Below are 22,697 nucleotides of genomic sequence, written 5' to 3'. Positions count from 1 at the left end.
TCTCAGCCGTCAGACGAAATGACTACGCCCGTACCGCGACGGCGCGAAACGATCTTGGTAAGAGTTGTAACGTTTGCATACGCCGACTGAGGCGGGTGCTCACGGACAGCTCTCACTCGAGGCGTTACCCATGCGCAGAACCCTATCCCGCCTCTTTATCGCGACGGCTTTTGCGGCAAGCCTTGTTTTGGCGGCACCCACCCCAGGTGCTACCGACGAGGCGACTGACGAGGCACGCGCGCTTCTTGTCGCGTTTATCGAAGGCGTTATCGCCGGCCCCGATGCCGTCGCCCCCATGCTCGCGCCGGAATACCAGATCATGCGATCGAATGGTGTGGGCTATGACCGGGATGGCTATATCAATCGGGGTGCCGGCACGGTGCGGGCGCGGCCGAATTTCGCTCTGAACGATCTTGTCACGACGACCGGTGGCGATGTCATGGTGGTGCGCTACATCCTGCAGATCGACGAGACCATCGACGGCAAACCGATTACCCGCCGCGCGCCGCGGCTGACGGTATTTCGCAAGATCGGCGACGCGTGGAAGGTTTCGGCCCATTCCAACTTCGCGCGCACGGAGTAGACGGCCATGACCCAGGCTTCACCGAAATTTTGCGCGCGTCTGCTCAACGTAATCGAGGAAGACATCGTGCCCCTCACCCGCGCCGGCGTGGCGACCGGGAATAAGCTTTTCGGCGCCGCCATCCTGCGCAAGTCGGACCTGTCGCTGGTCATCGCGGCCACCAACGCCGAGACCGAGAACCCGCTGAACCACGGCGAGATCTCGACCCTCAACGCGTTCTACGAGATGCCGGCCGGTGAGCGCCCCAACACCAGCGACTGCGTATTCATTTCCACGCATGAACCCTGCTCGCTGTGCCTGTCAGCCATCACCTGGGCCGGGTTCGACAATTTCTATTACTTCTTCAGCTACGAAGACACGCGCGACGCCTTCAACATACCCCACGATCTGAAGATCCTGCAGGAAGTGTTCAGGATCGACGACGGCAACTACGCCCGCAAAAACGCATTCTGGACGTGTCAGAGCCTGAGTGCCCTGTCAGACGAAATCGGCGGCGACAGCGTCGGCGCACGCGCGGCACAGATCGCGGCAATTCGCGCGGCCTATGACGAGATGTCCGCGACCTATCAGGCCACGAAGTCCGACAACGATATCCCGCTGAGCTGATTGCGCCCACCGCGGCGGTCACGCTCAGGTCAGCCGTCCTTCGTCGGAGACGGCGCACTTCCATCGAAGTGCCGGTCGATGGCCGCTTGCGAGGCGTCCCGATAGGACTGGCTGAATTCCTCGCGGTTGTCCTTCATCCACTGTAGCGAGGCTTCACGCTGGGTATTGCGACCCGCGAATTTCGGCATCACATAGCGCGCAAACAGTTCATACGAACGCTTCGTTTCCTCGAAATCGGCCCAGTTCGTGGCCAGATGCAGGAAACAACCGAAGCCGCCGGTCTTGGCCCAGTATTTCTCCAGGCAGGCGACCGCATCATCCGGTGTGCCGACGACGGCAAGACCCGTCTTCACCGCTTCCTCGATGCCGCCGAGACCGAGCAATCCGGTTTTCGGGTTCACCGAGAAGCTGTAATCCTCCCAGGGTTCGAAACCGAACTGAATGTTGGACCAGGCCTTCTCGCGCGTCTCCGCCAGATGCATGGGCACCACAAGGCGCAGATCAGCCGGATCCATGGAGAGACCGTTTTCCGCGGCCGCGTCGCAGGCGATACCCCAGTTCACATCCAGCACGTCGTAAGCGGCAAATACGCTGGCCGCCAGGCACAGCATGCCGAGCCCGTGCCGGCCGGCAAGTTTGGCACCTGAAGGAGTCACCGCACTGGCAATGGCGACAGGCGGCCGGGGGCGGGTATAGGGCTTCAGGTTGGTGTGCGCACCCCGCAAGGTAATCCAGTCGGATTCATGGGTGACCGTCTCGCCGTTGAACAGGCGCAGGATGATTTCCAGGGATTCCGCCATCCGGTCGCGCTGCGTCGCGGCATCGATCCCGAGCATCCGCGCATCCGTCTGCAGCTGGCCCGGCCCGACGCCCAGCATGGCGCGTCCCCGGGTCTGGTGATCGAGCTGCAGGAAGCGTTCTGCCACCATCAGCGGGTTGTGATAGGGCAGCGAGACCACCCCGCTGCCGAGCATGATCCGCTGTGTCCGTTCAGCGGCCGCTGCGATGAAGAGTTCCGGCGAGGAAATGATCTCGAACCCGCCCGAATGATGCTCACCGATCCACGCTTCGTGGTAGCCGAGCTGCTCCAGATGTTCGACGAGGGCCAAATCGCGCTCCATCGCCAGGGTCGGGTCTTCGTCGTTTGGGTGATGCGGCGGCAAAAATGCGCCCATCTGCAGACGGTCTCTGGTTGTCATGAACTCCCCCGGGTGCGGCCCATGCATTGTCGTGGCGGCGCATTCTTTGTATTGAACAAATTCTATGGTTTCGCCCGGGGCATGTCCATGAACCGCCCGCTGATCCGGGCAAGACCGTGGCACGCCCCTCCATCGAATGCCGGAAACGGTAAAGGCTCAGCCGTCGCCAGCTAAGCCTTTAAAATAATTGGTGGGCGATGTAGGGCTCGAACCTACGACCCGCTGATTAAGAGAATATGGACTATCCAATGAAATCAACGTCACGTCAGACTAAAACATGGGCAAACAAGTGCCTTTTCGGGGGATTGTCTGACAGACAGAGTCCAAGGCTCGCGGTCTAGTCCAAGCGTCTCTTTATCTTCATCTCCATGCTATTCCCCAATCCCGAAACACTTATATTTAGGCCCGGCTTTCGATGCTTTTGTCCAAGTGTCCTAATACCAATGTCGTTGCGGGACGCGTAAAGATATCGCTCAGAAAATACAGCTCGTTGTCTGTTGTAAAGCCGTCCGCGCTGTTTCGGGACATGAAGCATGCCTTTGCCCACCGGACTGGACCATCTCATTTCCAGAATTACCGAGGCAGATAGAGGTACGGTCACATAGGTGCGCTTGTTCGCGAATGCGCCGTCACCGTAGATCGGGTGATATTCGTTTGGTGGAGTTAGCCGAACGATGGGATTGTCGCTCGTAACTAAATGTTGATCGGAACACGTTCCGATACTCCAGTTCATGTCCATAAATATCTGAGTGAGGGTGTCGGTGACTGCCATCCCTCTAAGCCCAACCTTACGGTCAACAGAAAGTTCAAAGCTCGACAAATCCTTTACGATAGAAAATAGCTCGTCGCGTCTAAGACCATCAGTCTCCGTACCACGCTCTTCATCAAGCTTATCCATTTCAGTTTCAAAAGACCGCCGCTCGCCAAAAACCACTTTTGCAGCATGCTGCACTTGGAATCCATAGAGCTCTGCCATCGCTCGTATGTATGCAGGGCTGCGGGTATACAGACTCGCCAGAAACACAGAAAAATCAGCTCTCTGCTGACCCGCGATTTGCTCACCAGCAAGAAGCTTTGGATAAATATTTGACGCTTTGTCCTCAACGTCATCGGGATATGTATACCTTGCACACCCCTACAGGTTGGGTGACAGGTTGCGGAAAACACAATCCATCCCCGTTATCCAATTGATTTATGGATAAATCTTCGGAAAGCGACTCAGCCGAATCGGAATAAAATAACGCCGGAGTGTCTGATCACACTCCGGCGTTATGGCTTCCCGCGCCAATTTTTGAGGACCGTCGCGGGTGCACTTGAATAAGGAAGTGATTTCTCCCTGTGTTCATTGGTACGCCAGTGAACGATTCTGCGCAAGACGGTCCTTTCCACAAGCCCAGCAATGCTGGGGGAAAGAGATCGTCAATGAACGATATTATATGTCAGGCCATCAACGAGCGGCGCTTGCTGCGCGTTGATTACACCGTGGGCGTACGGACCATTGAGCCTCACGCCTATGGCCGCAGCTCCGAAGGAAAGAATCTCCTTCGCGCTTTTCAGGTCAACGGCCCCCATGAAACACCGGGCCACGACTGGGATTTATTCCGCGAGGACCGCGTAAGGTCCTTGGAGATCCTTAACGAGTCGTTCCCCGGGCCAAGGCCGGGCTACGTACGGCACGACTCTGCAATGAAGGACGGGATTTACGCTCAGTTGTAAGCCCGCACGTGCACTCTCCAGCCGGCATTGCCGGTTCGTTGTGGACAGCGCAATCCGATGCGTGTCCGCAAGGGCAGCCCATGCGGGCACTGGTTTCCGGCTGGAGAGATCGCATCATCATTTCTCGTCCTTCGGGTTATCTTTGGGGGCTTTTTGTCGCGCAATGGTGCGCAGCTTGCCCTCAAACGCATCCTTGTCCTCGTCCGCGTCGATCTCGCGGGCAAGGTCTTTGAACTTTTCAGATTGAGACTTCTTTGTAGGCTTGCCCATATGCACCTCATCTACATCGACGATTCGTACGAACGCCCATACATCACATTTTCTGCCGTCGCTGTGCCAGCAACACAATGGCTAACGACATTTCGCGCAATCCGAGACTGGCGTCGCCGCCTCAAAGAAACTGATGGCATTTTTGTGCAGAAGGAATTTCACGCAACAGAGTTTATCGGCGGGCGCGGGCGCCTGGGGCCCAAGATCATCACCAAATACCGCCGCAGCCAGATATTTCGCAACGCGTTCCAACTTTTAAACTCCCTAGACGGCGTGCGCGTTTTCAACGTGTGCAGAACATCCCAACATGATTGGGCCTTCGAGCGGTTGCTTACCCGGATCGAACGCACAATGCGCGCATGGGACAGTCACGCCCTTCTTGTCTGCGACGAGGGCAAAGAACTCGAATACACGCGCCTTGCCCGCAGAATGAGCGTGTTCAACCCCATTTATCGGTCGGACGGCAGTATCGACCATGTCCCACTTGACCGCATTCTCGAAGACCCATTCTTCAAGGAGTCGCACCGATCCTATTTCGTCCAAATGGCAGACTTCTGCGCCTACGGTCTCCTGAGGCGCGAAAAACCACTAGCGTCAAAAAATGCTTACGACGTTCACAAAGCTTTCGACCTGCTGGACAACGTTGTGGTCCGGGCCGCCAACCCAAGTGATCCAATGGGCGTCATAAGATAGGGCGGGGCCCCGAAGGGCCCCGAAGCAGGGCCTACGTCCGCCACTAGAGGCGGGTTCAGTCCTGCAAGTTTACTTTGCCACAACAGCACGCAAACGGGTCAACCCCTAGACCGCTTGCGCCGCCGCACCAGACCCCCCATAGGTCAGGCGCTTGCCAACGATGCCCGACAACGCCTTTTCAGTGCGCTCCGTGTCATCAACCTCAAGCGCCGCACGGTAGTTGTAGCGAAAATCGAACTCGCCAAGATACCGCTTCAAATGCTGCTGGCTGACGTGCTGGTAGGTGCCGCCAATGCCACGCTTCAACGTCGCGAAATAACTCTCAATCGTGTTCGTGTGCCAGAACGTGCCGCGCACATATTCCTCAATCGAGTGGTTCACCGAACCGTGGCCGGAGAACTCCTCGCCCATCTTCACGTACTGCCGCGCCTCGTCCGTCATCAGATACGACTTGCGATCAACATGCGTGACCAAGATCGGGCGCAACGTCCGCGCGTTCACCGCAGCGACGTGATGGGACGAAACCCGACCGTCACGCTCCACAAGCGAGAACACCGCCTCCTTCGGCGGGATCGGCTTGCTGTTGTGCGCGTTCTTCGCCTTGCCACCAACGAACGTCTCGTCAGCCTCAACAACCTTGTTATCACCGCCGAGGCCGCCCGGAACTTTCCCCTCGCGCATCGCCTCGCGAATGCGGTGGGCCAGGAACCAGGCCGTCTTGTACGTGACCTCAAGCGTGCGGTGCAGTTGATGGGCGCTCACGCCCTTCTTGCTGCTGCACATCAGGTAGGTCGCCTGTAGCATCTTGTACAGCGGGATGCGGCCATGCTCGAAAACCGTGCCGACCTTCACCGTGAACTGCTTGCGGCATTCTTTCTCGTAGCACTTCCACAATCCAACGCGCGTGGTTTTGCCCTTCAGCTTGCCAGCATTGTTGATGACGCCACAGTGCGGACACTGGGGGCCATCCGGCCAGAGAAGTGACTCAAGATAAGCGAAAGCCGCTTTCTCGTTGTGAAAATGCTTTTTCGATAGAATCGACATAACCGTAACCCAATAGATTCATTGCTAGAATCATATATGGGGACGGAAATTGGGTTTGCAAGGTATACTATTCCCACGTCATCCAACCAGTTGTCTATGTCATCGATATAGGCCCCGTCGTTGTCCTGCGGGGAATAGAAGTTCTTTTCGACGCCTGTTTCTTTGGCAACTGCAGGCCGCACTTCGTTCTCGACCTGGTCATAACTCCACACCATCTTTTCCTCGTCAGAAAAGTATTCGAGATAGAATCTAGGAACGGTGTGCTGACGCTTTGCGCGTTGTGCGTTCATCAGATCACTATTGTCCGTGGAAGCAAACTTGATCAACTGATTTAGAATCAGGTGTTCTTAATACAATTATCTATTGAAATCAGACAGTTGGGGGCGTCCGTCAGACATTTTTAGAGTCTGACAGGCCTCAAAAAGTCTGACAGTTACCCCACCCTGACCTAATGCAGAATGTGTATTTTCTCAATAATATCAATGGGGTAAATGGTGGGCGATGTAGGGCTCGAACCTACGACCCGCTGATTAAGAGTCAGCTGCTCTACCAACTGAGCTAATCGCCCACCGTGCGCTTGAAGCGGCGGCGGATATAACACCCGCGACCCGGATTGTCGATACGCGTACCCCCTGCCGGCACGGTTAATTGCCGGGTCAGGCGGCGCCGCCGCGCTTGTTGATGTAGGTATCGCGGTGCAGCCAGCAGCTCATGATCAGGCCGAAGCCGATGAGCACCGTCAGCATCGCCGTGCCGCCGTAGGAAATCAGCGGCAGGGGTACCCCGACCACGGGCAGAATGCCCATCACCATGGCGATGTTGATGAACACATAGAGGAAGAAATTCACCGTCAGGCCCATCGCCAGGAGGCGCGCAAAATGGCTGCGGACGCGGAACGCGATATAGATACCGTAAGCGATGAGCAGCCCGTATAAAGCGATCAATCCGGTCCCGCCGACAAGCCCGAACTCCTCGGCCAGCATCGTGAAGATGAAATCTGTCTGCTTCTCGGGCAGGAAATTCAGATGGCTCTGGGTACCCGCAAGAAAACCCTTGCCGAACAGGCCTCCCGAACCGAGCGCGATCTTCGACTGCAGGATGTGATAGCCCGACCCGAGCGGATCGGTCTCGGGATTGAGGAACGTGAAGATCCGCTGTTTCTGGTAGCTGTGCAGGAACTGCCAGCCGATCGGCACCGCCGCCGCCGCCGCCGCCGCGACCGTCGCGAACTGCCAGAGCCGCGCACCACCCAACCAGAACATCGCGGCGCCGACCATCGCCACGACACCGGCCGTACCCAGGTCGGGCTGGCGCAGAACCAGGGCCATCGGCGCGGCAACCAGGATGATCGGAATCGCGAGATTCGTCAGCCGGCCGGCATCTTCGGAATCCAGCCCGTGAAAGTAGCGTGCCAGCGCCAGGACCACCGCGACCTTCATCACTTCCGACGGCTGAAGCTGGAAGAAACCGAGATCGAGCCAGCGCTGCGCACCCATGCCGATCGACCCCATGAGTTCGACCGCCGCCAGCAGGCCGAGGCATACCCCGTAAATCGGAAAGGCCGCTCGCAACCAGATACGGATATCGGTCATCGCGACCGCAAGCATCAGCAGAACCCCGACCGCAAATCGCATGAGTTGACGCGACGCCCAGGGGTCGAAGTCGCCATTCGCTGCGGAAAACAGCATCGCGAAGCCGATCGACGCGGTCAGAATAATCAGCAGCACGAACTCCCAGTTCAGATGCAGGAGCTTCTGACGGAAGGTGAGCTTGGTCGCCGTGGTGCCGCTGAGCCGTGCCATCCTCAGCCGTCCTGACTGCCGGGCGCGCGCAGGCCTGCGACATTGGCGCCGGGCGCCAAGCGCGCGGGATCACGCTTCAGGGTTTCGGTCATCACATCGCGGGCGATCGGTGCGGCAACCGCGGAACCACCGCCACCGTGCTCGACGACAACCGCGATGGCATATCGTGGCGCGTCAATGGGTCCATAGCCGACAAACAGCGCATGATCCCGGTAGCGCCAGGGTAGATCCTTGTTCTTGATGACGCCGCCGTCGCGTTCGCGTTGGGTAATCCGCCGAACCTGCGCGGTTCCCGTCTTGCCGCCCATCGACATGCCGGGCGTCATGATTCGCGCCGCGTGCGCGGTGCCCGCCGGGGATTCCGTCACCAGGGCCATGGCATCCGTCACCGACTTCAAATGCTGCGGCTTGACGTCAATGGTCTGCGTCTCGACCGCCACACGGGCGGCGAGCTTGTCCCGTGCGACCACATCGCGCGCCAGATGTGGCTGGACGACCTTGCCGCCGTTGACCATGCGTGCGGTCATGGTCACTAGCTGCATGGGCGTGGTGGTGATGAAGCCCTGGCCGATGCCGGCGACGAGGGTCTCACCCAGAACCCAGGGCTGCCCGATCACGGCACGTTTCCAGGCCTTGGTCGGGATCAGCCCCGCCCGCTCACCCGGCGTATCCAGACCAAGCTCGGTGCCCAGGCCGAATTTATTCGCCATGCGCGCAATATTGTCGATGCCGACCCGTCGTGCGACTTCGTAGAAATAGACATCGCAGGATTCCGAGAGCCCCCGGTCAAGATTCACATGGCCATGGCCATGTCGGCGCCAGCAATGGAACTTACCGTCGCCAACTTCCAGGAAGCCGGGGCAGAAATAATTTGTCTGGGGTGTGATCAAGCCCGCCTCCAGTGCAGCGAGTGCGACAATCATCTTGAAGGTCGAGCCCGGTGCGTACTCGCCAGCGAGCGCCTTGTTGCGCAGGGGCGCGCGTTCATTGTCGGCCACGGCGCGCCACTGGGCCGTGCTGAGCCCTTCGGTGAATGCATTGGGATCGAAGCTCGGGGTCGACGCCTGGACGATAATTCCGCCCGTCTCCACGTCCATAACGACCACCGAGCCGGCCTCTTCACCCAGCTGCTTCATGGCCTCCTGCTGGAGCGCCATATCTATGGTCAGGACCACATCCTGGCCGGGATCACCATCATGCCGGTTGAGCTCGCGGATCACGCGTCCGACAGAATTCACCTCGAGTTGGCTGGCACCGGCGCGCCCGCGCAGGGGCAAATCGAACGCACGCTCGACCCCGCTGCGTCCCACCTTGAAACCCGGCAGCTCAAGCAGCGGATCTCCCGACAGGTCTTCGGGCCGGGGCGACCCGACATAGCCGAGAATGTGGGCGCCGGCCGCACCGTTCGGGTAGAAGCGCCGTTCTCCCACATCGATATCGATCCCCGGCAGATCGGGCGTGTTGACCTCAAGCCGAGCCACATCCTCCCAATCGAGAAATTCCCGCACCGTTACGGGTACGAATTTCTTGCGCCGACGAATTTCCTTGAGCACGCGGGCCTTTTCATCGGCGCTGATCGGAATGATCAACGAAAGCCGATCGAGAACGGCCGAGACATCCGGCGCATTCTCGGCTTTCAGCAGCACACGGTAATTCTGCTGGTTAATGGCGATTGGCACCCCGAATCGGTCGATGACCCGTCCACGCGAGGGCGGCAGAAGCCGCATATTGATCCGATTTTCCTCGGCCAGCATCTGGTAGCGCTCGGATTCCACCACCTGCAGGTAGTACATCCGCCCGACCAGCGCCATCAGCAGGGTGAACTGTCCGCCCGCCAGCAACGCCGCGCGACGGGTGAACTGCCGCTGCCGGTTGTTGACGCGATTGTTCATGACGGCTGCGCCGAGCCGACCAACCAGCGCTGGCTGTGCAACAGCACCCAGGCGATGGCCGGAAACGTGATCACGGTCAGGACCATTCCCATCAACACCACATCCGTTGGCAGGACCGCGCCGCGAAGCACCGAGGCCAGGAGCCAGGTCAGGAATGCCGCCACCGGCGTGACGATCGCGAAACCAGACCAGAAGATCCAGAATGGCTTACCGACCAAAAAACGACGCTGGTTGAGCACGAACCCATGCACGAGCAGAAAGATCAAAGCCGTCAAACCGAACGGCGCACCGATCAACGCGTCCTGGAACAGGCCAAGGGTAAAGATCAGTATTCGGGGCATCAGATCGGGACGAAACACGACCCAGTAGTAAATCGCCATCAACGGTAACGCCGGCGCGATATCGGGAAGGAAGGGCAGCGGCATCGGCAACTGCGCCAGCAATATCAGCAGGAGTATGGTGAAGCCCGGCACCACCCGCCGGGTAAATTCGAGTATCGGACCAAACACGGCCGCGTTCACCGGGCCGTCTCCGCGCCGATTTTCGGAGAAACCGCAGGGGCGCCGGAAGGTCCGGCCGGCACATCACGAACGACCGGAGGCGTTGCCGGAGAAGCCGGCGGCGGGGCAAGCCGGGCCGGCACCTGTTCCGGCGGCGGCAGGATACCGTTCACACCATAGTCGAGCACCCGCGCCTCGCTCACGCGCGCCAGCGGCACCGCCGGCTGAATGGTGACCCGCGCCTCGCTCGCCTCGGCCACGACGCCGATCACAAGCCCCGGCGGGAAAACGCCGCCATGGCCCGAGGTCAGCACCCGATCTCCGGCCGAGACCGGCGAATTCGATGCCAGATAGGTCAGGGTCGGCCAAGGCGTATTATTGCCCGTCACGATGACCCGGTCGCCGGTTGATTCGACAATCGCGGGTATGCGCGAATTCAGGTCCGTGAGCAGAAGCACACGGGCCGAGCGGTCACCCACTTCCGCGACCCGCCCCACCAGGCCGCCATGGGACACGACGGCCTGTCCGCGCTGCACGAAATGGCGCGCACCGGCGTTAATCAGAAGGCTGTGGAAGAACGCGCCGCCGGTGTCCGCAACCACCCGGGCCGTAATCGCTCGCGGCGCGGCGCCGGGCACGAAATCGAGCTGGGCGCGCAAGGTCGCATTCTCGACCTCGAGTTGTTGGGCCATCAGCATCCAGCGCAGAAGCCGTGCATTTTCTGCGCGCAGACGGTCATTCTCTGCCCGCACAACGAAAAAACTTTCGACTGACTGGGCCGCCGTCTGGGCCGCCTCGACCGGACGCGACATGACATCGAGAACCGGGGCCGTAGCATCCACAATCGCGGTACGCGCGCGCTCCAGCGCACCGGTTTCCGCCTTGCTGAGAAGCATCAGTGCAAAGGCAAGCGCCAACAACCCGAGAAATGCAAACCGCTGACCCCAGATGCGGAATGGCACAGCCAGACCGGCAACCGACATGCTCGCGTTTCGTTTCACCACCAGACTATCCTGTCGTCCAGGTTCTCGCCGTCACCCCGGTGTCCGGTCAGTACATGCTGACCAGGACATCCTTGAGCTTCTTGAATTCCTCAAGCGCACGCCCCGTGCCGCGCACCACACATGTCAGCGGATCATCCGCGATCGAAACCGGAAGTCCCGTCGCGTGCCGCAGCACATAGTCCAGATTGCCGAGCAGCGCACCACCGCCGGTCAGAACAATGCCCTTATCGACGATATCCGCCGCCAGTTCGGGTGCCGTATGCTCCAGCGCGACCTTGACCGCGTCGATGATGGCGCTGATCGGCTCCGCCAGACTTTCGGCAATCTGCCGCTCGGTGATGATGATCTCCTTCGGCACGCCGTTCATCAGATCGCGCCCCTTGATCTCCATCGTCCGGCCTTCGCCATCCTCCGGCGGACAGGCCGAACCGATTTCCTTCTTGATCCGCTCGGCACTCGATTCACCCACCAGCAAATTATGATTGCGGCGGATATAGCCGATGATGGCTTCATCCATCTTGTCACCGCCGACGCGCACACTGCGTGAATAGACGATGCCACCCAACGACAGGACCGCCACTTCCGTGGTGCCGCCGCCGATGTCGACGACCATCGAACCGGTCGGTTCCGTGACAGGTAAGCCAGCACCAATGGCGGCGGCCATCGGTTCCTCGATCAGCCAGACACGACGCGCGCCCGCGCTTTCGGCAGATTCCTGAATCGCCCTGCGCTCAACCGCGGTTGACCCCGAAGGTACGCAAACAACGATCTGCGGGCTGTGGAAGCCGCGCCGGTTGTGCACCTTGCGGATGAATTCCTTGATCATCTCCTCGGCAACCTCGAAGTCCGCGATCACTCCATCGCGCAGCGGTCGGATTGCCTGGATGTTGCCGGGCGTTCGCCCGAGCATCTGCTTTGCCTCGTTGCCGACGGCAAGGACCTTTTTCTTGCCCTTTGACTCGGCGATCGCAACCACCGAGGGCTCATTCAGGACGATATCCCGACCCTTGACATAGACCAGGGTGTTCGCCGTCCCCAGGTCAATTGCCATGTCAGCGGAAAGCGCTCCCATGATTCGCGAAAACATAATGCGTGGCCTCGCCCGTTCTTATTTGACCCCGGATCGGGGTCCGGACGGAGCGCCAGAGCTCCGCCCAGTTACCGACTACGCCGACAATGCCGCCGGCGCGGTTTTTTCTCGTTTCACAAGCAGTTTGTTCAATCCGTGAAGATAGGCCCGCGCAGACGCGACCAACGTGTCCGCATCCGCGCCCTGCCCGTTCACGGTCTTTCCATTTTCATCGAGGCGGACCGTGACTTCGGCCTGCGCGTCGGTGCCGCCGGTCACGGCGTGCACCTGGTAAAGCTGCAGCTTCGCCTCATGGGGAAACAGCTCACCGATGGCATTGAATGTGGCATCGACTGGCCCGTTACCGCGCGCCGTCGTCTTCACCAGTTCACCATCGATTTCGAGTTCCAGATCCGCCTCCTGCGGCCCTTTGGACCCCGCCCGCACCTGTAAGGATACGAACTTGAGGCGGACATTCTCGTGCTGAATTGTGTCATCAACGAGAGCGATTATGTCCTCGTCGAACAATTCCTTCTTCTTGTCGGCAAGGTCCTTGAACCGCTGGAAGGCATCACGGATGGCGTTGTCGCCCATGTCGCCATAGCCGAGATCCTTGAGCTTCTCGCGGAAGGCGTGGCTGCCCGAATGCTTGCCCATCACGAGGTTCGACTCGTTCAGGCCGACCGATTCCGGGGTCATGATTTCATAGGTCTGAGCGTTCTTGAGCACCCCGTCCTGATGAATACCGGATTCATGCGCAAACGCGTTCGCCCCGACAATTGCCTTGTTCGGCTGTACGTTGAAACCGGTGATCGTCGAGACCAGATGGCTCGCCCGTGTGATCACGGTTGAGTCCGCGCCGGTCAGGTACGGCATGGCATCCTGGCGCGTACGCAACGCCATGATGACCTCTTCGAGCGCGCAATTACCAGCCCGTTCGCCGATGCCGTTGATCGTGCACTCGACCTGGCGCGCGCCGACACCGACGGCAGCCAGCGAGTTGGCGACCGCAAGCCCGAGATCGTTGTGGCAATGCACGGAAATCACGGCCTTGTCGATATTCGGTACCCGGTTGAACAACATCGCGATCAGCGCCGCGAATTCCTCGGGCACCGCGTATCCGACCGTATCGGGAATGTTGATCGTGGCGGCGCCGGCCCGGATGGCACTTTCAACGGTCCGGCAAAGGAAATCATGCTCGGTTCGTGAGCCGTCTTCCGGCGACCATTCAACATCCGGGCACAGGTTGCGGGCGTAGCTGACGCTGTCGATGACCGCGTCATGCACCTCATCCGGCTCCATCTGCAGCTTGAACTTCATGTGCAGCGGGCTGGTCGAGAGGAACGTATGAATGCGCGGGAGTTCCGCGACCTTCACGGCCTCCCATGCGCGGTCGATATCCTGATGCGCGGCGCGCGCAAGGCCGGCCACGGTCGACTTCTTGACCGTGTTCGCAACTTCACGCACGGCCTCGAAGTCGCCATTCGATGCAATCGGGAAGCCGGCTTCGATGATATCGACGCCAAGTTCCTCGAGAATTTGCGCAACACGCACCTTCTCTTCGAGGTTCATCGAGCAGCCTGGCGATTGCTCGCCGTCACGCAACGTGGTGTCAAAAATACGGACGTAGTTCGGGTCGGTCTTGTCGACCGGCGAATCATTACCTTGTGTGTTCTTTTCGGTGGCGGTCATTGGTCCTGCCTCAAATTCGGTTTGCTGACTTAGGGTGGTGGTGAACTCTCCCCTGAACAACGCAGCCCGCTATGGCCTGTTTATGCTCAGGGGCACCTAAGTCGCAGGGCCGCACCGCCGATAAGAAGTGCGTCGAGATCGAGAGTGGTCAGGCACAGATCAACTGTCGGCAAACCACGAACGGTTTGCGCTGACAATTCGAATGCTGTGCGGACAATTGCCACGCCCTGAATCTCCCCAACGGCCCCGGCGGAACCTCGAACACGAAGAATCGACGCAGGGCAGTTAACAAATGGTGAACGATCGGTTCACCAGTATGCAAAGAAAGTGCCTTAACGCCCTTGTTTTAGAGCGTTTTTATGTAGAACCGCAACGATTTTGTTAACCAAACCAGCCGGTTTCGGTCCACGCCCGTATTTTCGGCACGCGGACCGACCGATTTCGGAACCAGCTAGTTCTTGGACTTGTCGACCATGGCGTTTTCGGCGATCCACGGCATCATGCCACGCAGCTTGGCACCGGTCTCTTCGAGCTGCTGGTCGGCCTGCAGGCGACGAACGGTCTTGAACGAGGCCTGACCGACCTGATTCTCGAGCATCCATTCGCGCGCGAAGTCGCCATCCTGGATCTCCTTGAGAATCTTGCGCATCTCTGCACGAGTCTCGTCAGTCACGAGCCGCGGCCCACGGGTGTAATCGCCATACTCGGCCGTATTCGAGATCGAATAGCGCATGTTGGCGAGGCCGCCTTCATAGATCAGGTCGACGATCAGCTTCACCTCGTGCACACACTCGAAGTAGGCCATCTCGGGGGCATAGCCCGCCTCGACAAGGGTCTCGAAGCCCGCCTGGATGAGCGCCGAAAGGCCGCCGCAAAGGACGGTCTGCTCGCCGAACAAGTCGGTCTCGCACTCTTCCTTGAAGGTGGTTTCGATGATTCCCGCCCGGCCGCCGCCGATCGCGGAACCATAGCTGAGCGCGATGTCGTGACAGTTGCCGCTTGAATCCTGATGCACCGCGAGGAGGCTCGGCACGCCGGCGCCACGCTCATACTCGGAACGCACCGTATGTCCCGGGCCCTTCGGCGCGAGCATGAAGACATCCAGATCGGCCCGCGGCTCGATCAGATTGAAATGCACGTTCAAGCCATGCGCGAAGGCGATGGCGGCATTTTCCTTCAGATTGGCATGGAGATGATCATAGTAGAGGTCCCGCTGCAGCTCATCGGGGACCGCCAGCATCACCACGTCCGCCCAGGCGGCCGCATCGGCCGAGTTCTTCACCTCAAATCCGGCGGCCTCCGCCTTGGCGACGCTGGATGAATCCTCGCGCAGCGCGATCACGACATTCGTCGCGCCGCTGTCGCGCAGGTTCATGGCATGGGCATGGCCCTGGCTGCCGTAGCCAATAATGGCAACATTTTTGCCCTTGATCAGATTCACGTCCGCGTCGCGGTCATAGTAAACGCGCATATCTCTGTTCCCTGTTCTGCGTCAGTCTTGAAGTATCGTTGGTTTCGCGTTTCCGCGCCCGGTGTGGCGCGGTTTTACAGTGCTGAATGCCGCCGGGCAATGACCGGCTTCACCGCAGGTCTCAATCGTCGTCCAGATCACCGCCCAGGTTCGGCTTGCCGTCCTTGTCGCTGCGCTGGATTGCGACCACACCCGAACGGGCAATTTCGGTCTCACCCAGATTGCGCATCAGTTGCAGGAAGCTGTCGACCTTCTCCGACGCACCGGTCAGGGAGAAGACGAAGGAATCCACGCCCGTGTCGACAACCCGCGCACGGAAGATATCCGCAATTCGCAAAGCCTCGCGGCGTTCGGGGCCCTCATTCTCGATTTTCACCAGCGCGACCTCATGGGCAACATGCGGCCCCTCTTCGCTGAGATCATGGACATCGCGAACCGGCACGAGACGTTCGAGCTGAGCCTTGATCTGCTCAATGATCATCGGGGTCCCGGTCGTCACGATATTGATTCGCGACGACAGCTCATCTTCGCTGACCGCCGCGACGGTCAGTGTCTCGATATTGTATCCCCGGCCCGAAAACAGCCCGACAACCCGGGCCAGAACACCCGGTTCGTTGTCTACCAGAACCGCCAGAACATGCCGTTCAACGGCATCGTCTCTTTTTGCCATAACACGTGTGCTTTCAATGAAATTGGAACCGGGCAACGGCGGCTCTCGACGAGCCACCGCAGTACAGGTCCGTCCTAGACCAGGACCATGCCGTCTTCGGACTGCTTCTGTTCCTGCTGATCACCGAGACCGAGGAGAATCTCGTTGTGTGCGGCACCGCCCGGGATCATCGGGAAGCAGTTTTCTTCCTTCGCGACGACCATATCGACGATCACCGGTCCCGGGGTCTCGATCATCTGGGTGATCACGTCATCCACTTCATTCGGATGGGTCGCGCGCAACCCGGTGATGCCGTAGCTCTCGGCCAGCTTTATGAAATCGGGCAAGCCGTCGGAATAGGATTCCGAATAACGCGCACCGTGGAGCAGTTCCTGCCACTGGCGGACCATGCCAAGCCAGTAATTGTTCAGGATGAAGATTTTCACCGGAAGCTTGTACTGGGCGATGGTGCCGAGCTCCTGGATGTTCATCATTGTAGACGCTTCGCCCGCGATATCGATCACGAGGGATTCCGGATGTGCGACCTGCACACCAACCGCCGCCGGCAGGCCATAGCCCATCGTGCCGAGGCCACCCGACGTCATCCACCGGTTGGGCTTGTCGAAGTGATAATATTGGGCCGCCCACATCTGATGCTGGCCGACCTCGGTCGTCACCAGCGCATCCATGTCCTTCGTCAGTTCGTAGAGGCGCTTGATCGCATATTGCGGCTTGATCTCATCCTTCGGACCCGTGCCCTGCTCGAAAGCGAGGCAATCCACCGCGCGCCATTCTTCGATCTGTTTCCACCAGGCTTCGAGCGCCTTGCCGTCCGGCTTCGCGTTTCGAGCCTTCCATTTTTCGAGCATGTCCTCGACGACATTCGCCACGTCGCCGATGATCGGCACATCGACCATGATGTTCTTGTTGATCGAACTCGGATCGATATCGATATGGATCTTCTTCGAATTCGGCGAAAAGGCGTCCGTGCGTCCGGTCACCCGATCATCAAAACGGGCACCGATTGCGACCATGACGTCGCAGTCATGCATCGCCAGGTTTGATTCATAAGTTCCGTGCATGCCCAGCATGCCCAGCCATTGTGACGACGAGCTAGGAAATGCGCCCAGGCCCATGATCGTGGTGGTCGCCGGGTACCCCGTCGCGGTGACCAGTTCGGTCACCAATTCGCATGCGCGCGGGCCGGAGTTGATGCAGCCGCCACCGATGTAGAAAATCGGCTTCTTGGCGTTGGCAATCAGTTCAACGGCCTCCTCGATCGCGACATCCGCGCCATCGCGCTGGGGCTTGTAGTGGCGGTGCGTGACATTCTCCGGCGAGTGATACTCACCCTCGGCGAACTGAACGTCTTTCGGCAGATCGATTACCACCGGTCCCGGTCGCCCCGCCGCCGCGACATAAAACGCCTCATGCATCACCGTGCTCAGGTCGTCGACATCCTTGACCAGATAATTGTGCTTGGTGCACGGCCGGGTAATGCCGGTCGTATCCGCCTCCTGGAAGGCATCGTTGCCGATCAGGTGAGTCGGCACCTGGCCCGTCAGGCAAACCACGGGAATGCTGTCCATCAACGCATCGGTCAGGCCGGTAACGGCATTGGTCGCGCCAGGACCCGAGGTGACGAGGACAACCCCCACCTTGCCGGTGGACCGGGCATAACCCTCGGCCATGTGCACCGCACCCTGTTCGTGGCGGACAAGAATATGGCGCACGGAATTCTGCTTGAACAACGCGTCGTACATCGGAAGTACGGCGCCGCCGGGATAGCCGAAGACGACCTCAACACCCTGATCCGCCAGGGCCTTAATCACCATTTCCGCTCCGGTCATACGATTGCCAGACATAACGCCCACACCTTTCATTCTCGTTCGGGTCGACCCGCTGCGACCCGGGATCGACATGCTTCAATTGCTGCACTGCACCAAAGACTGGCGGGATAAACGAATTGCTCCCCGTTGACCAGCCAGATCGACACAACCGGCGTAATTTACGCGGGCCTCAGCCCGATCCGGGATTGTTCAATGACGCCAGGCATAAAAAAATCGCTGCTCGGATATCGCATTCTCAACGACATCCGCTACAAGCGCACAGGTAACTTAAGAAAAGATTTATACGCTGTCAACTCAGAAATGAAAACAGATCGTCACCAAATGAGTAATTATATTTCAATACATTGATCCGAGGGTGTTGCCCGTCTTCCCCTGGTTCCCCCGGCAGTTGATGCCGAAGCCAGGTTGTCTGCCGCTTCGCATAGTTCCGGGTCTGCTGCTGGGAGGCGATGATGGCTGCACCCAGATCGGTTTCATCGCGCAGATACGCCGCCAGGGGCGGATATCCCAGGGCCTTGAAGATCGGCAACGCCGGATTGAGCCCCTCTTTGGCAGCGCGCGCGGCGAGCGCCTTCACTTCATCGATCGCGCCCGCCTCTATCATGTCGAGAAATCTGCTGTCGCAATTTCGGTACAATTCGGCGCGCGGCGGCGCAATCACGATCACCCGAAATGACTTGTCCGGCGCGACAGCCGGCTCGTTCTGCCATTCGGATAGCGGCCGGCCGGTTGCCTCCACCACCTCCCACGCCCGCAACACACGTTGACTGTCACCGGGGTGCAGCCGCGCGGCGATTTCGGAATCACGGGTAGCGAGTTCGTTGTGGAACGCGACATCGCCAATCTCGAGCCGACGGTCATGTGCGCGCTGGCGGATTTCGCCGGGAACCTCGGGGATGGGCGCCAGACCCTCCATCAATGCCTTCAGATAAAGGCCCGTGCCACCCACAAGGATCGGCCGGCGGCCGGCGTCGATCGTGGACTGGAGCGCGCCATGCGCGGCGGCGGCCCACTCGGCGGCGGAACCGGCCTGTGCCGCGTCGCGGTCTCCATAAAGGAGATGCGGCACACGCGCCTCGTCGGCCTGTGACGGGCGGGCGGTCAGGATCCGCAGGTCGCGATAGACCTGCATTGAGTCCGCATTGATGATGGTGCCGTCGAGACGTTCGGCAATATCCATGGCCAGACCGGATTTGCCACTCGCCGTCGGCCCCGCAACCACGATGACCGGCTTTTCAGCCATCCGTGGCGAACTCAAACATCGAGCGGATAGGAAACCAGGCCATCTGCCAACTTGGGTTCGAACCAGGTCGATTTCGGCGGCATCACCTCGTCCGCATCGGCGACGGCCATCAAGTCCTCGATACTCGTGGGAAACAATGCGAACGCCACCGCCCAGTCGCCGCCATCCACGCGGGCTTCCAACGCTTCCAACCCCCGGATTCCACCGACGAAATCGATCCGTGGATCGGTTCGCGGATCGGCAATCCCGAGCACCGGGTCGAGCAGCTTATCCGACAGGAGCTTCACGTCGAGCCGCTCGAGCGGCGGTGCATCAGGCCCGGGCGCACACTTCGTCGCCAATGCGTACCAGGCGCCACCAATATACATTCCGAAATCATGCTGACGGGCCGGGCGGGCGGCACCAGAAGACGGCGTCACTTCAAAGACCTCCGCCACCCGCGCAAGGAAATCTTCCTCGGACAAGCCATTCAAATCCTTGATCACGCGATTGTAGTCGAGGATGTGCAACTCGTCGGTGGGGAACGCGACGATCAGGAACTGTTGATGGGCATCCGTGACGGTGTCGCGGCTCTCGCGCAGGGCAGCGACACGCGCCGCGGCGGCGGAGCGATGATGCCCGTCGGCGATATACAACACATCCACGGGTGCGTAGGCATCTGCCACCCGCTGAACATCGTCCGTCACCGTCACGGCCCAGATGATATGGCGCACCCCATCGGGCTGCGTGATGTCATAGGTCGGTTCCAGGGCCGTGATCTCCTTGAGAATATCGGTGATGGCGTCCTGCGGTTGATGGACCACCAGAACCGGGCCCGTTTGTGCATCGACTTCATCAATCTGACGCACCCGGTCGTCTTCCTTGTCGGGTCGCGTGAATTCATGCTTGCGCACGATGTTCTTCAGATAGGCGTCCACGGGTGTGGCGGCGACCAGGCCTGTCTGGACGTGATCGCCCATGATGATGCGATAGACGTAGTAGCAGGGCGCATCGTCGCGAATCAGCACGCCGGCCTCGATCATCGCCGCGAGGTTGGAAGCCCCCTTGGCATAGACTTCATCCGCATGGGAATCCGTTCCCGGCGGCAGATCGATCTCGGGCCGCGACACATGCAGAAAACTCCAGGGCCTGCCATTCGCCATGGCGGCGGCCTCATCAAACGACACGACGTCATAGGGCGGCGCAGCAACATCCTCTGCGGCACCGGGTGCGGGGCGCAATCCGGGAAACGGGTGGAGCAGGCGTTCGCTCATATCGGCAACTCTTTGCTTGTGTGCGTGGAAGACATCGGTTCAGCGCGTCCTCATCGCATATTGCATTGGCGGGCGAAAGCATCTGTGCGGGAAAGACTCCTCAAACAGAAGAAACGACGGCACCCGAAGGTGCCGCCGCTGTCACTTATCCAGGAAACCTATTTGGTTTCTTGCGTCAGGATTTATTGATCCGGACCGCGACAAACCGGCGGTCGCCATTGCGGTTGATCTTGAGCAGCACCGAACTACGGTCAGTGTCGCGAGCCTCGCGGATTTTCTCCGCAATCTGGCCCGGTGTACTCACCTCTTCCTGGCTGACCTCGACGATCACGTCGCCGGGGCGCAGGCTTTTCTCGGCGGCGGCACTGTCGGCCTCAACACCGGTGATCACCACACCGCGCAAGTCGTCCGGCAGCGTGAATTGCGTCCGCATCTGGTCGGTAATGGACGTCACGGTGATGCCGATATCGTCGATCGCGGCTTCTTCGGGCTCAATCGCCTGACCACGCGGGCCGGCAGACGCGAGGATCGGCACCTCTTCCTCGAGCTCACCGATCTGAACACCGACCGTCACCAGACGCTCATTACGCCACACCTCGACCGGTACACTCTTGCCGATATCGGTTTCGGCAACAATACGCGGCAACTCGCGCATGGTGTCCACCGGCTTGCCATCGAACGTCAGGATCACATCACCGGCCTCGATACCGCTTTTCTCGGCAGGACCGGCCGCAGTTACAGACGATACCAACGCACCGCGCGCACCGCCTTCAAGGGCGATACTTTCGGCAATCTCCTCGGTCACCGACTGAATGCGGACACCCAGCCAACCGCGGCGCGTCTGGCCGAAGTCACGCAGCTGATCGATGACCCGCGAGGCGATGGATGACGGGATGGCAAAACCGACCCCGACACTGCCGCCTGTTGGCGAGAAGATGGCCGTGTTCACACCAATGACCTCGCCATTCATGTTGAACATCGGTCCACCGGAATTGCCCCGGTTGATGGAGGCATCGGTCTGCAGGAAGCTGTCATACGGTCCCTGGCGGATATCGCGCTGGCGCGCTGAGATAATACCGGCCGTCACAGTACCGCCGAGACCAAACGGGTTGCCGATGGCGACAACCCAGTCGCCAACACGGGCTACGCTTGAATTGCCCCAGGGCACGAACGGCAGGTCTCGTTCCGTTTCGACACGAAGCAATGCCAGATCCGTCTTCGGATCCCGGCCCACCAACTCGGCTTTGAGCTGGGTATCGTCAGACAGAGTGACCATGATTTCGTCGGCACCGTCGATCACATGGTTGTTGGTCACGACCAGACCGGTCGGGTCTACAATGAACCCGGAGCCCAATGACGTTGCACGGCGCGGCGCGCCCTGCTGATTGCGATTGAAGAAATCCTTGAACATGTCGCCAAACGGCGATCCCGGCGGGGCCTGGGGAATATCCGGCCCGCGTTCCTGGCCAGGGCCTTGATTCACCAGCTGCGTACTGGAGATGTTCACGACCGTCGGCAGCAATCGTTCCGCCAAATCGGCAAACGAGTCCGGGGCCGAACGTGCGGCGGCCGGTTGCGCTGAAAGGACCAGCGCAATGGCGAGCATAATTCCGATCAGGAATGCGCCCGCCGAACTGACACGGCCGGCTGTCCAGCCGACCAATGCGCGAGATGGTTGATGATGTTGTGAGGTCATTTTTCCGTTACTCCCGTTCCAGGCATTTTGCGCCTTCCGTCGCACCCTTGGTAATCGGTCCGTTTGATATGTGAAATGCGAACCGGCTGTTCAAGGGCAGACTGGAAAACACGGCGGCACCCGAGCCGCCGGATACCGATATGGCGCCCAATCATGTTCGCAATTGGGCGCCCTTTCGGCACATTTGCGGCATCGCGGCCTCACGCCATGACATTCGCGTGAATGACCGCAATGCAACCGGACCACTCAGAGCTGCACGACTTTCAGGAGCACCAGCAATCCGAACCCGGCGACCGCGGCTATGACGCCGCCGGACCGCAGCGTTGCTTCCGGCACAACATTCATCTGGCTCAGCAGGCGCTTCATCAGATTGGGTGCCATCGCGTAGATCAAGCCCTCCACCAACAGGACCAGCGCGAAGCCGATAAGCAGAAAGCTGCCCCAGATGAGGAGTTGTCCCATAGC

The 22,697-nt window shown here is 59.7% G+C and carries 18 protein-coding genes, 1 tRNA gene and 1 pseudogene; 3 read left to right on the top strand and 17 right to left on the bottom strand.

Annotated elements, in window-relative coordinates:
* Nucleotides 1–130 precede the first annotated feature (130 nt).
* Both ABJ363_15310 and ABJ363_15305 read left to right on the top strand, forming a co-directional pair.
* Complete coding sequence (locus ABJ363_15310; GenBank protein MEP4380361.1) at nucleotides 131–583, top strand: nuclear transport factor 2 family protein; 453 nt, start codon at nucleotides 131–133, stop codon at nucleotides 581–583.
* 6 nt (nucleotides 584–589) lie between these two features.
* Nucleotides 590–1,189, top strand: a complete 600-nt coding sequence (locus ABJ363_15305) for a nucleoside deaminase (protein MEP4380360.1) — start codon at nucleotides 590–592, stop codon at nucleotides 1,187–1,189.
* Nucleotides 1,190–1,218: 29 nt separating this feature from the next.
* Here ABJ363_15305 and ABJ363_15300 read toward each other — a convergent pair whose 3' ends face one another.
* On the bottom strand, nucleotides 1,219–2,388 hold the full coding sequence (locus ABJ363_15300) for an LLM class flavin-dependent oxidoreductase (GenBank protein ID MEP4380359.1): 1,170 nt from the start codon (nucleotides 2,386–2,388) through the stop codon (nucleotides 1,219–1,221).
* 337 nt (nucleotides 2,389–2,725) lie between these two features.
* A pseudogene (locus ABJ363_15295) lies at nucleotides 2,726–3,484 on the bottom strand (DUF4238 domain-containing protein).
* Between the two features lie 677 nt (nucleotides 3,485–4,161).
* Here ABJ363_15295 and ABJ363_15290 point away from each other — a divergent pair.
* A complete protein-coding gene (locus tag ABJ363_15290) occupies nucleotides 4,162–5,067 on the top strand; it encodes a DUF3800 domain-containing protein (protein ID MEP4380358.1) in 906 nt (301 codons plus the stop codon).
* A gap of 105 nt (nucleotides 5,068–5,172) precedes the next feature.
* Here the strand turns inward: ABJ363_15290 and ABJ363_15285 are convergent, their stop codons facing one another.
* The 15 genes from ABJ363_15285 to ABJ363_15215 form a co-directional block, all read right to left on the bottom strand.
* Nucleotides 5,173–6,111 (bottom strand): IS1595 family transposase, encoded by a 939-nt coding sequence (locus ABJ363_15285; GenBank protein MEP4380357.1) that lies wholly within the window; start codon nucleotides 6,109–6,111, stop codon nucleotides 5,173–5,175.
* A gap of 492 nt (nucleotides 6,112–6,603) precedes the next feature.
* Nucleotides 6,604–6,679 (bottom strand) — tRNA-Lys (locus ABJ363_15280).
* Between the two features lie 88 nt (nucleotides 6,680–6,767).
* On the bottom strand, nucleotides 6,768–7,913 hold the full coding sequence (rodA, locus tag ABJ363_15275) for a rod shape-determining protein RodA (protein ID MEP4380356.1): 1,146 nt from the start codon (nucleotides 7,911–7,913) through the stop codon (nucleotides 6,768–6,770).
* A 2-nt stretch (nucleotides 7,914–7,915) separates the two neighbouring features.
* Entirely contained in the window at nucleotides 7,916–9,805 is a 1,890-nt protein-coding gene (gene mrdA, locus ABJ363_15270; GenBank protein MEP4380355.1) for a penicillin-binding protein 2, read from the bottom strand.
* The gene (gene mreD / locus ABJ363_15265) at nucleotides 9,802–10,326 is read right to left on the bottom strand and encodes a rod shape-determining protein MreD (protein ID MEP4380354.1); all 525 of its coding nucleotides are present in this window, start codon (nucleotides 10,324–10,326) and stop codon (nucleotides 9,802–9,804) included. Before mreD ends, mrdA begins: the two co-directional genes overlap by 4 nt.
* Nucleotides 10,323–11,309: a rod shape-determining protein MreC gene (gene mreC / locus ABJ363_15260; protein MEP4380353.1), complete on the bottom strand. Its 987-nt coding sequence runs from the start codon at nucleotides 11,307–11,309 to the stop codon at nucleotides 10,323–10,325. Before mreC ends, mreD begins: the two co-directional genes overlap by 4 nt.
* Nucleotides 11,310–11,355: 46 nt before the next feature.
* The gene (locus tag ABJ363_15255) at nucleotides 11,356–12,396 is read right to left on the bottom strand and encodes a rod shape-determining protein (protein MEP4380352.1); all 1,041 of its coding nucleotides are present in this window, start codon (nucleotides 12,394–12,396) and stop codon (nucleotides 11,356–11,358) included.
* Nucleotides 12,397–12,474: 78 nt separating this feature from the next.
* Nucleotides 12,475–14,070 carry a 2-isopropylmalate synthase gene (locus ABJ363_15250; protein MEP4380351.1) on the bottom strand — a complete coding sequence of 532 codons (1,596 nt, stop codon included), beginning with the start codon at nucleotides 14,068–14,070 and terminating at the stop codon, nucleotides 12,475–12,477.
* A 451-nt stretch (nucleotides 14,071–14,521) separates the two neighbouring features.
* Nucleotides 14,522–15,541 carry a ketol-acid reductoisomerase gene (ilvC, locus tag ABJ363_15245; protein MEP4380350.1) on the bottom strand — a complete coding sequence of 340 codons (1,020 nt, stop codon included), beginning with the start codon at nucleotides 15,539–15,541 and terminating at the stop codon, nucleotides 14,522–14,524.
* Between the two features lie 121 nt (nucleotides 15,542–15,662).
* Nucleotides 15,663–16,211: an acetolactate synthase small subunit gene (gene ilvN / locus ABJ363_15240; protein ID MEP4380349.1), complete on the bottom strand. Its 549-nt coding sequence runs from the start codon at nucleotides 16,209–16,211 to the stop codon at nucleotides 15,663–15,665.
* Between the two features lie 74 nt (nucleotides 16,212–16,285).
* Nucleotides 16,286–18,055: an acetolactate synthase 3 large subunit gene (locus tag ABJ363_15235; GenBank protein ID MEP4380348.1), complete on the bottom strand. Its 1,770-nt coding sequence runs from the start codon at nucleotides 18,053–18,055 to the stop codon at nucleotides 16,286–16,288.
* Nucleotides 18,056–18,329: 274 nt separating this feature from the next.
* Complete coding sequence (gene miaA / locus ABJ363_15230; protein ID MEP4380347.1) at nucleotides 18,330–19,283, bottom strand: tRNA (adenosine(37)-N6)-dimethylallyltransferase MiaA; 954 nt, start codon at nucleotides 19,281–19,283, stop codon at nucleotides 18,330–18,332.
* 11 nt (nucleotides 19,284–19,294) lie between these two features.
* The gene (locus tag ABJ363_15225; protein ID MEP4380346.1) at nucleotides 19,295–20,536 is read right to left on the bottom strand and encodes a DUF1015 family protein; all 1,242 of its coding nucleotides are present in this window, start codon (nucleotides 20,534–20,536) and stop codon (nucleotides 19,295–19,297) included.
* Nucleotides 20,537–20,711: 175 nt separating this feature from the next.
* On the bottom strand, nucleotides 20,712–22,232 hold the full coding sequence (locus tag ABJ363_15220; GenBank protein MEP4380345.1) for a DegQ family serine endoprotease: 1,521 nt from the start codon (nucleotides 22,230–22,232) through the stop codon (nucleotides 20,712–20,714).
* A 246-nt stretch (nucleotides 22,233–22,478) separates the two neighbouring features.
* The gene (locus tag ABJ363_15215) at nucleotides 22,479–22,694 is read right to left on the bottom strand and encodes a DUF2065 domain-containing protein (protein MEP4380344.1); all 216 of its coding nucleotides are present in this window, start codon (nucleotides 22,692–22,694) and stop codon (nucleotides 22,479–22,481) included.
* Nucleotides 22,695–22,697: the final 3 nt, after the last annotated feature.

It is taken from the genome of Alphaproteobacteria bacterium (genome assembly GCA_039980135.1).
Taxonomy (GTDB): domain Bacteria; phylum Pseudomonadota; class Alphaproteobacteria; order UBA6615; family UBA6615; genus UBA8079.
The sequence above is the reverse complement of the archived record's forward strand: the minus strand, read 5'-3'. Positions and strand labels throughout refer to the sequence as shown.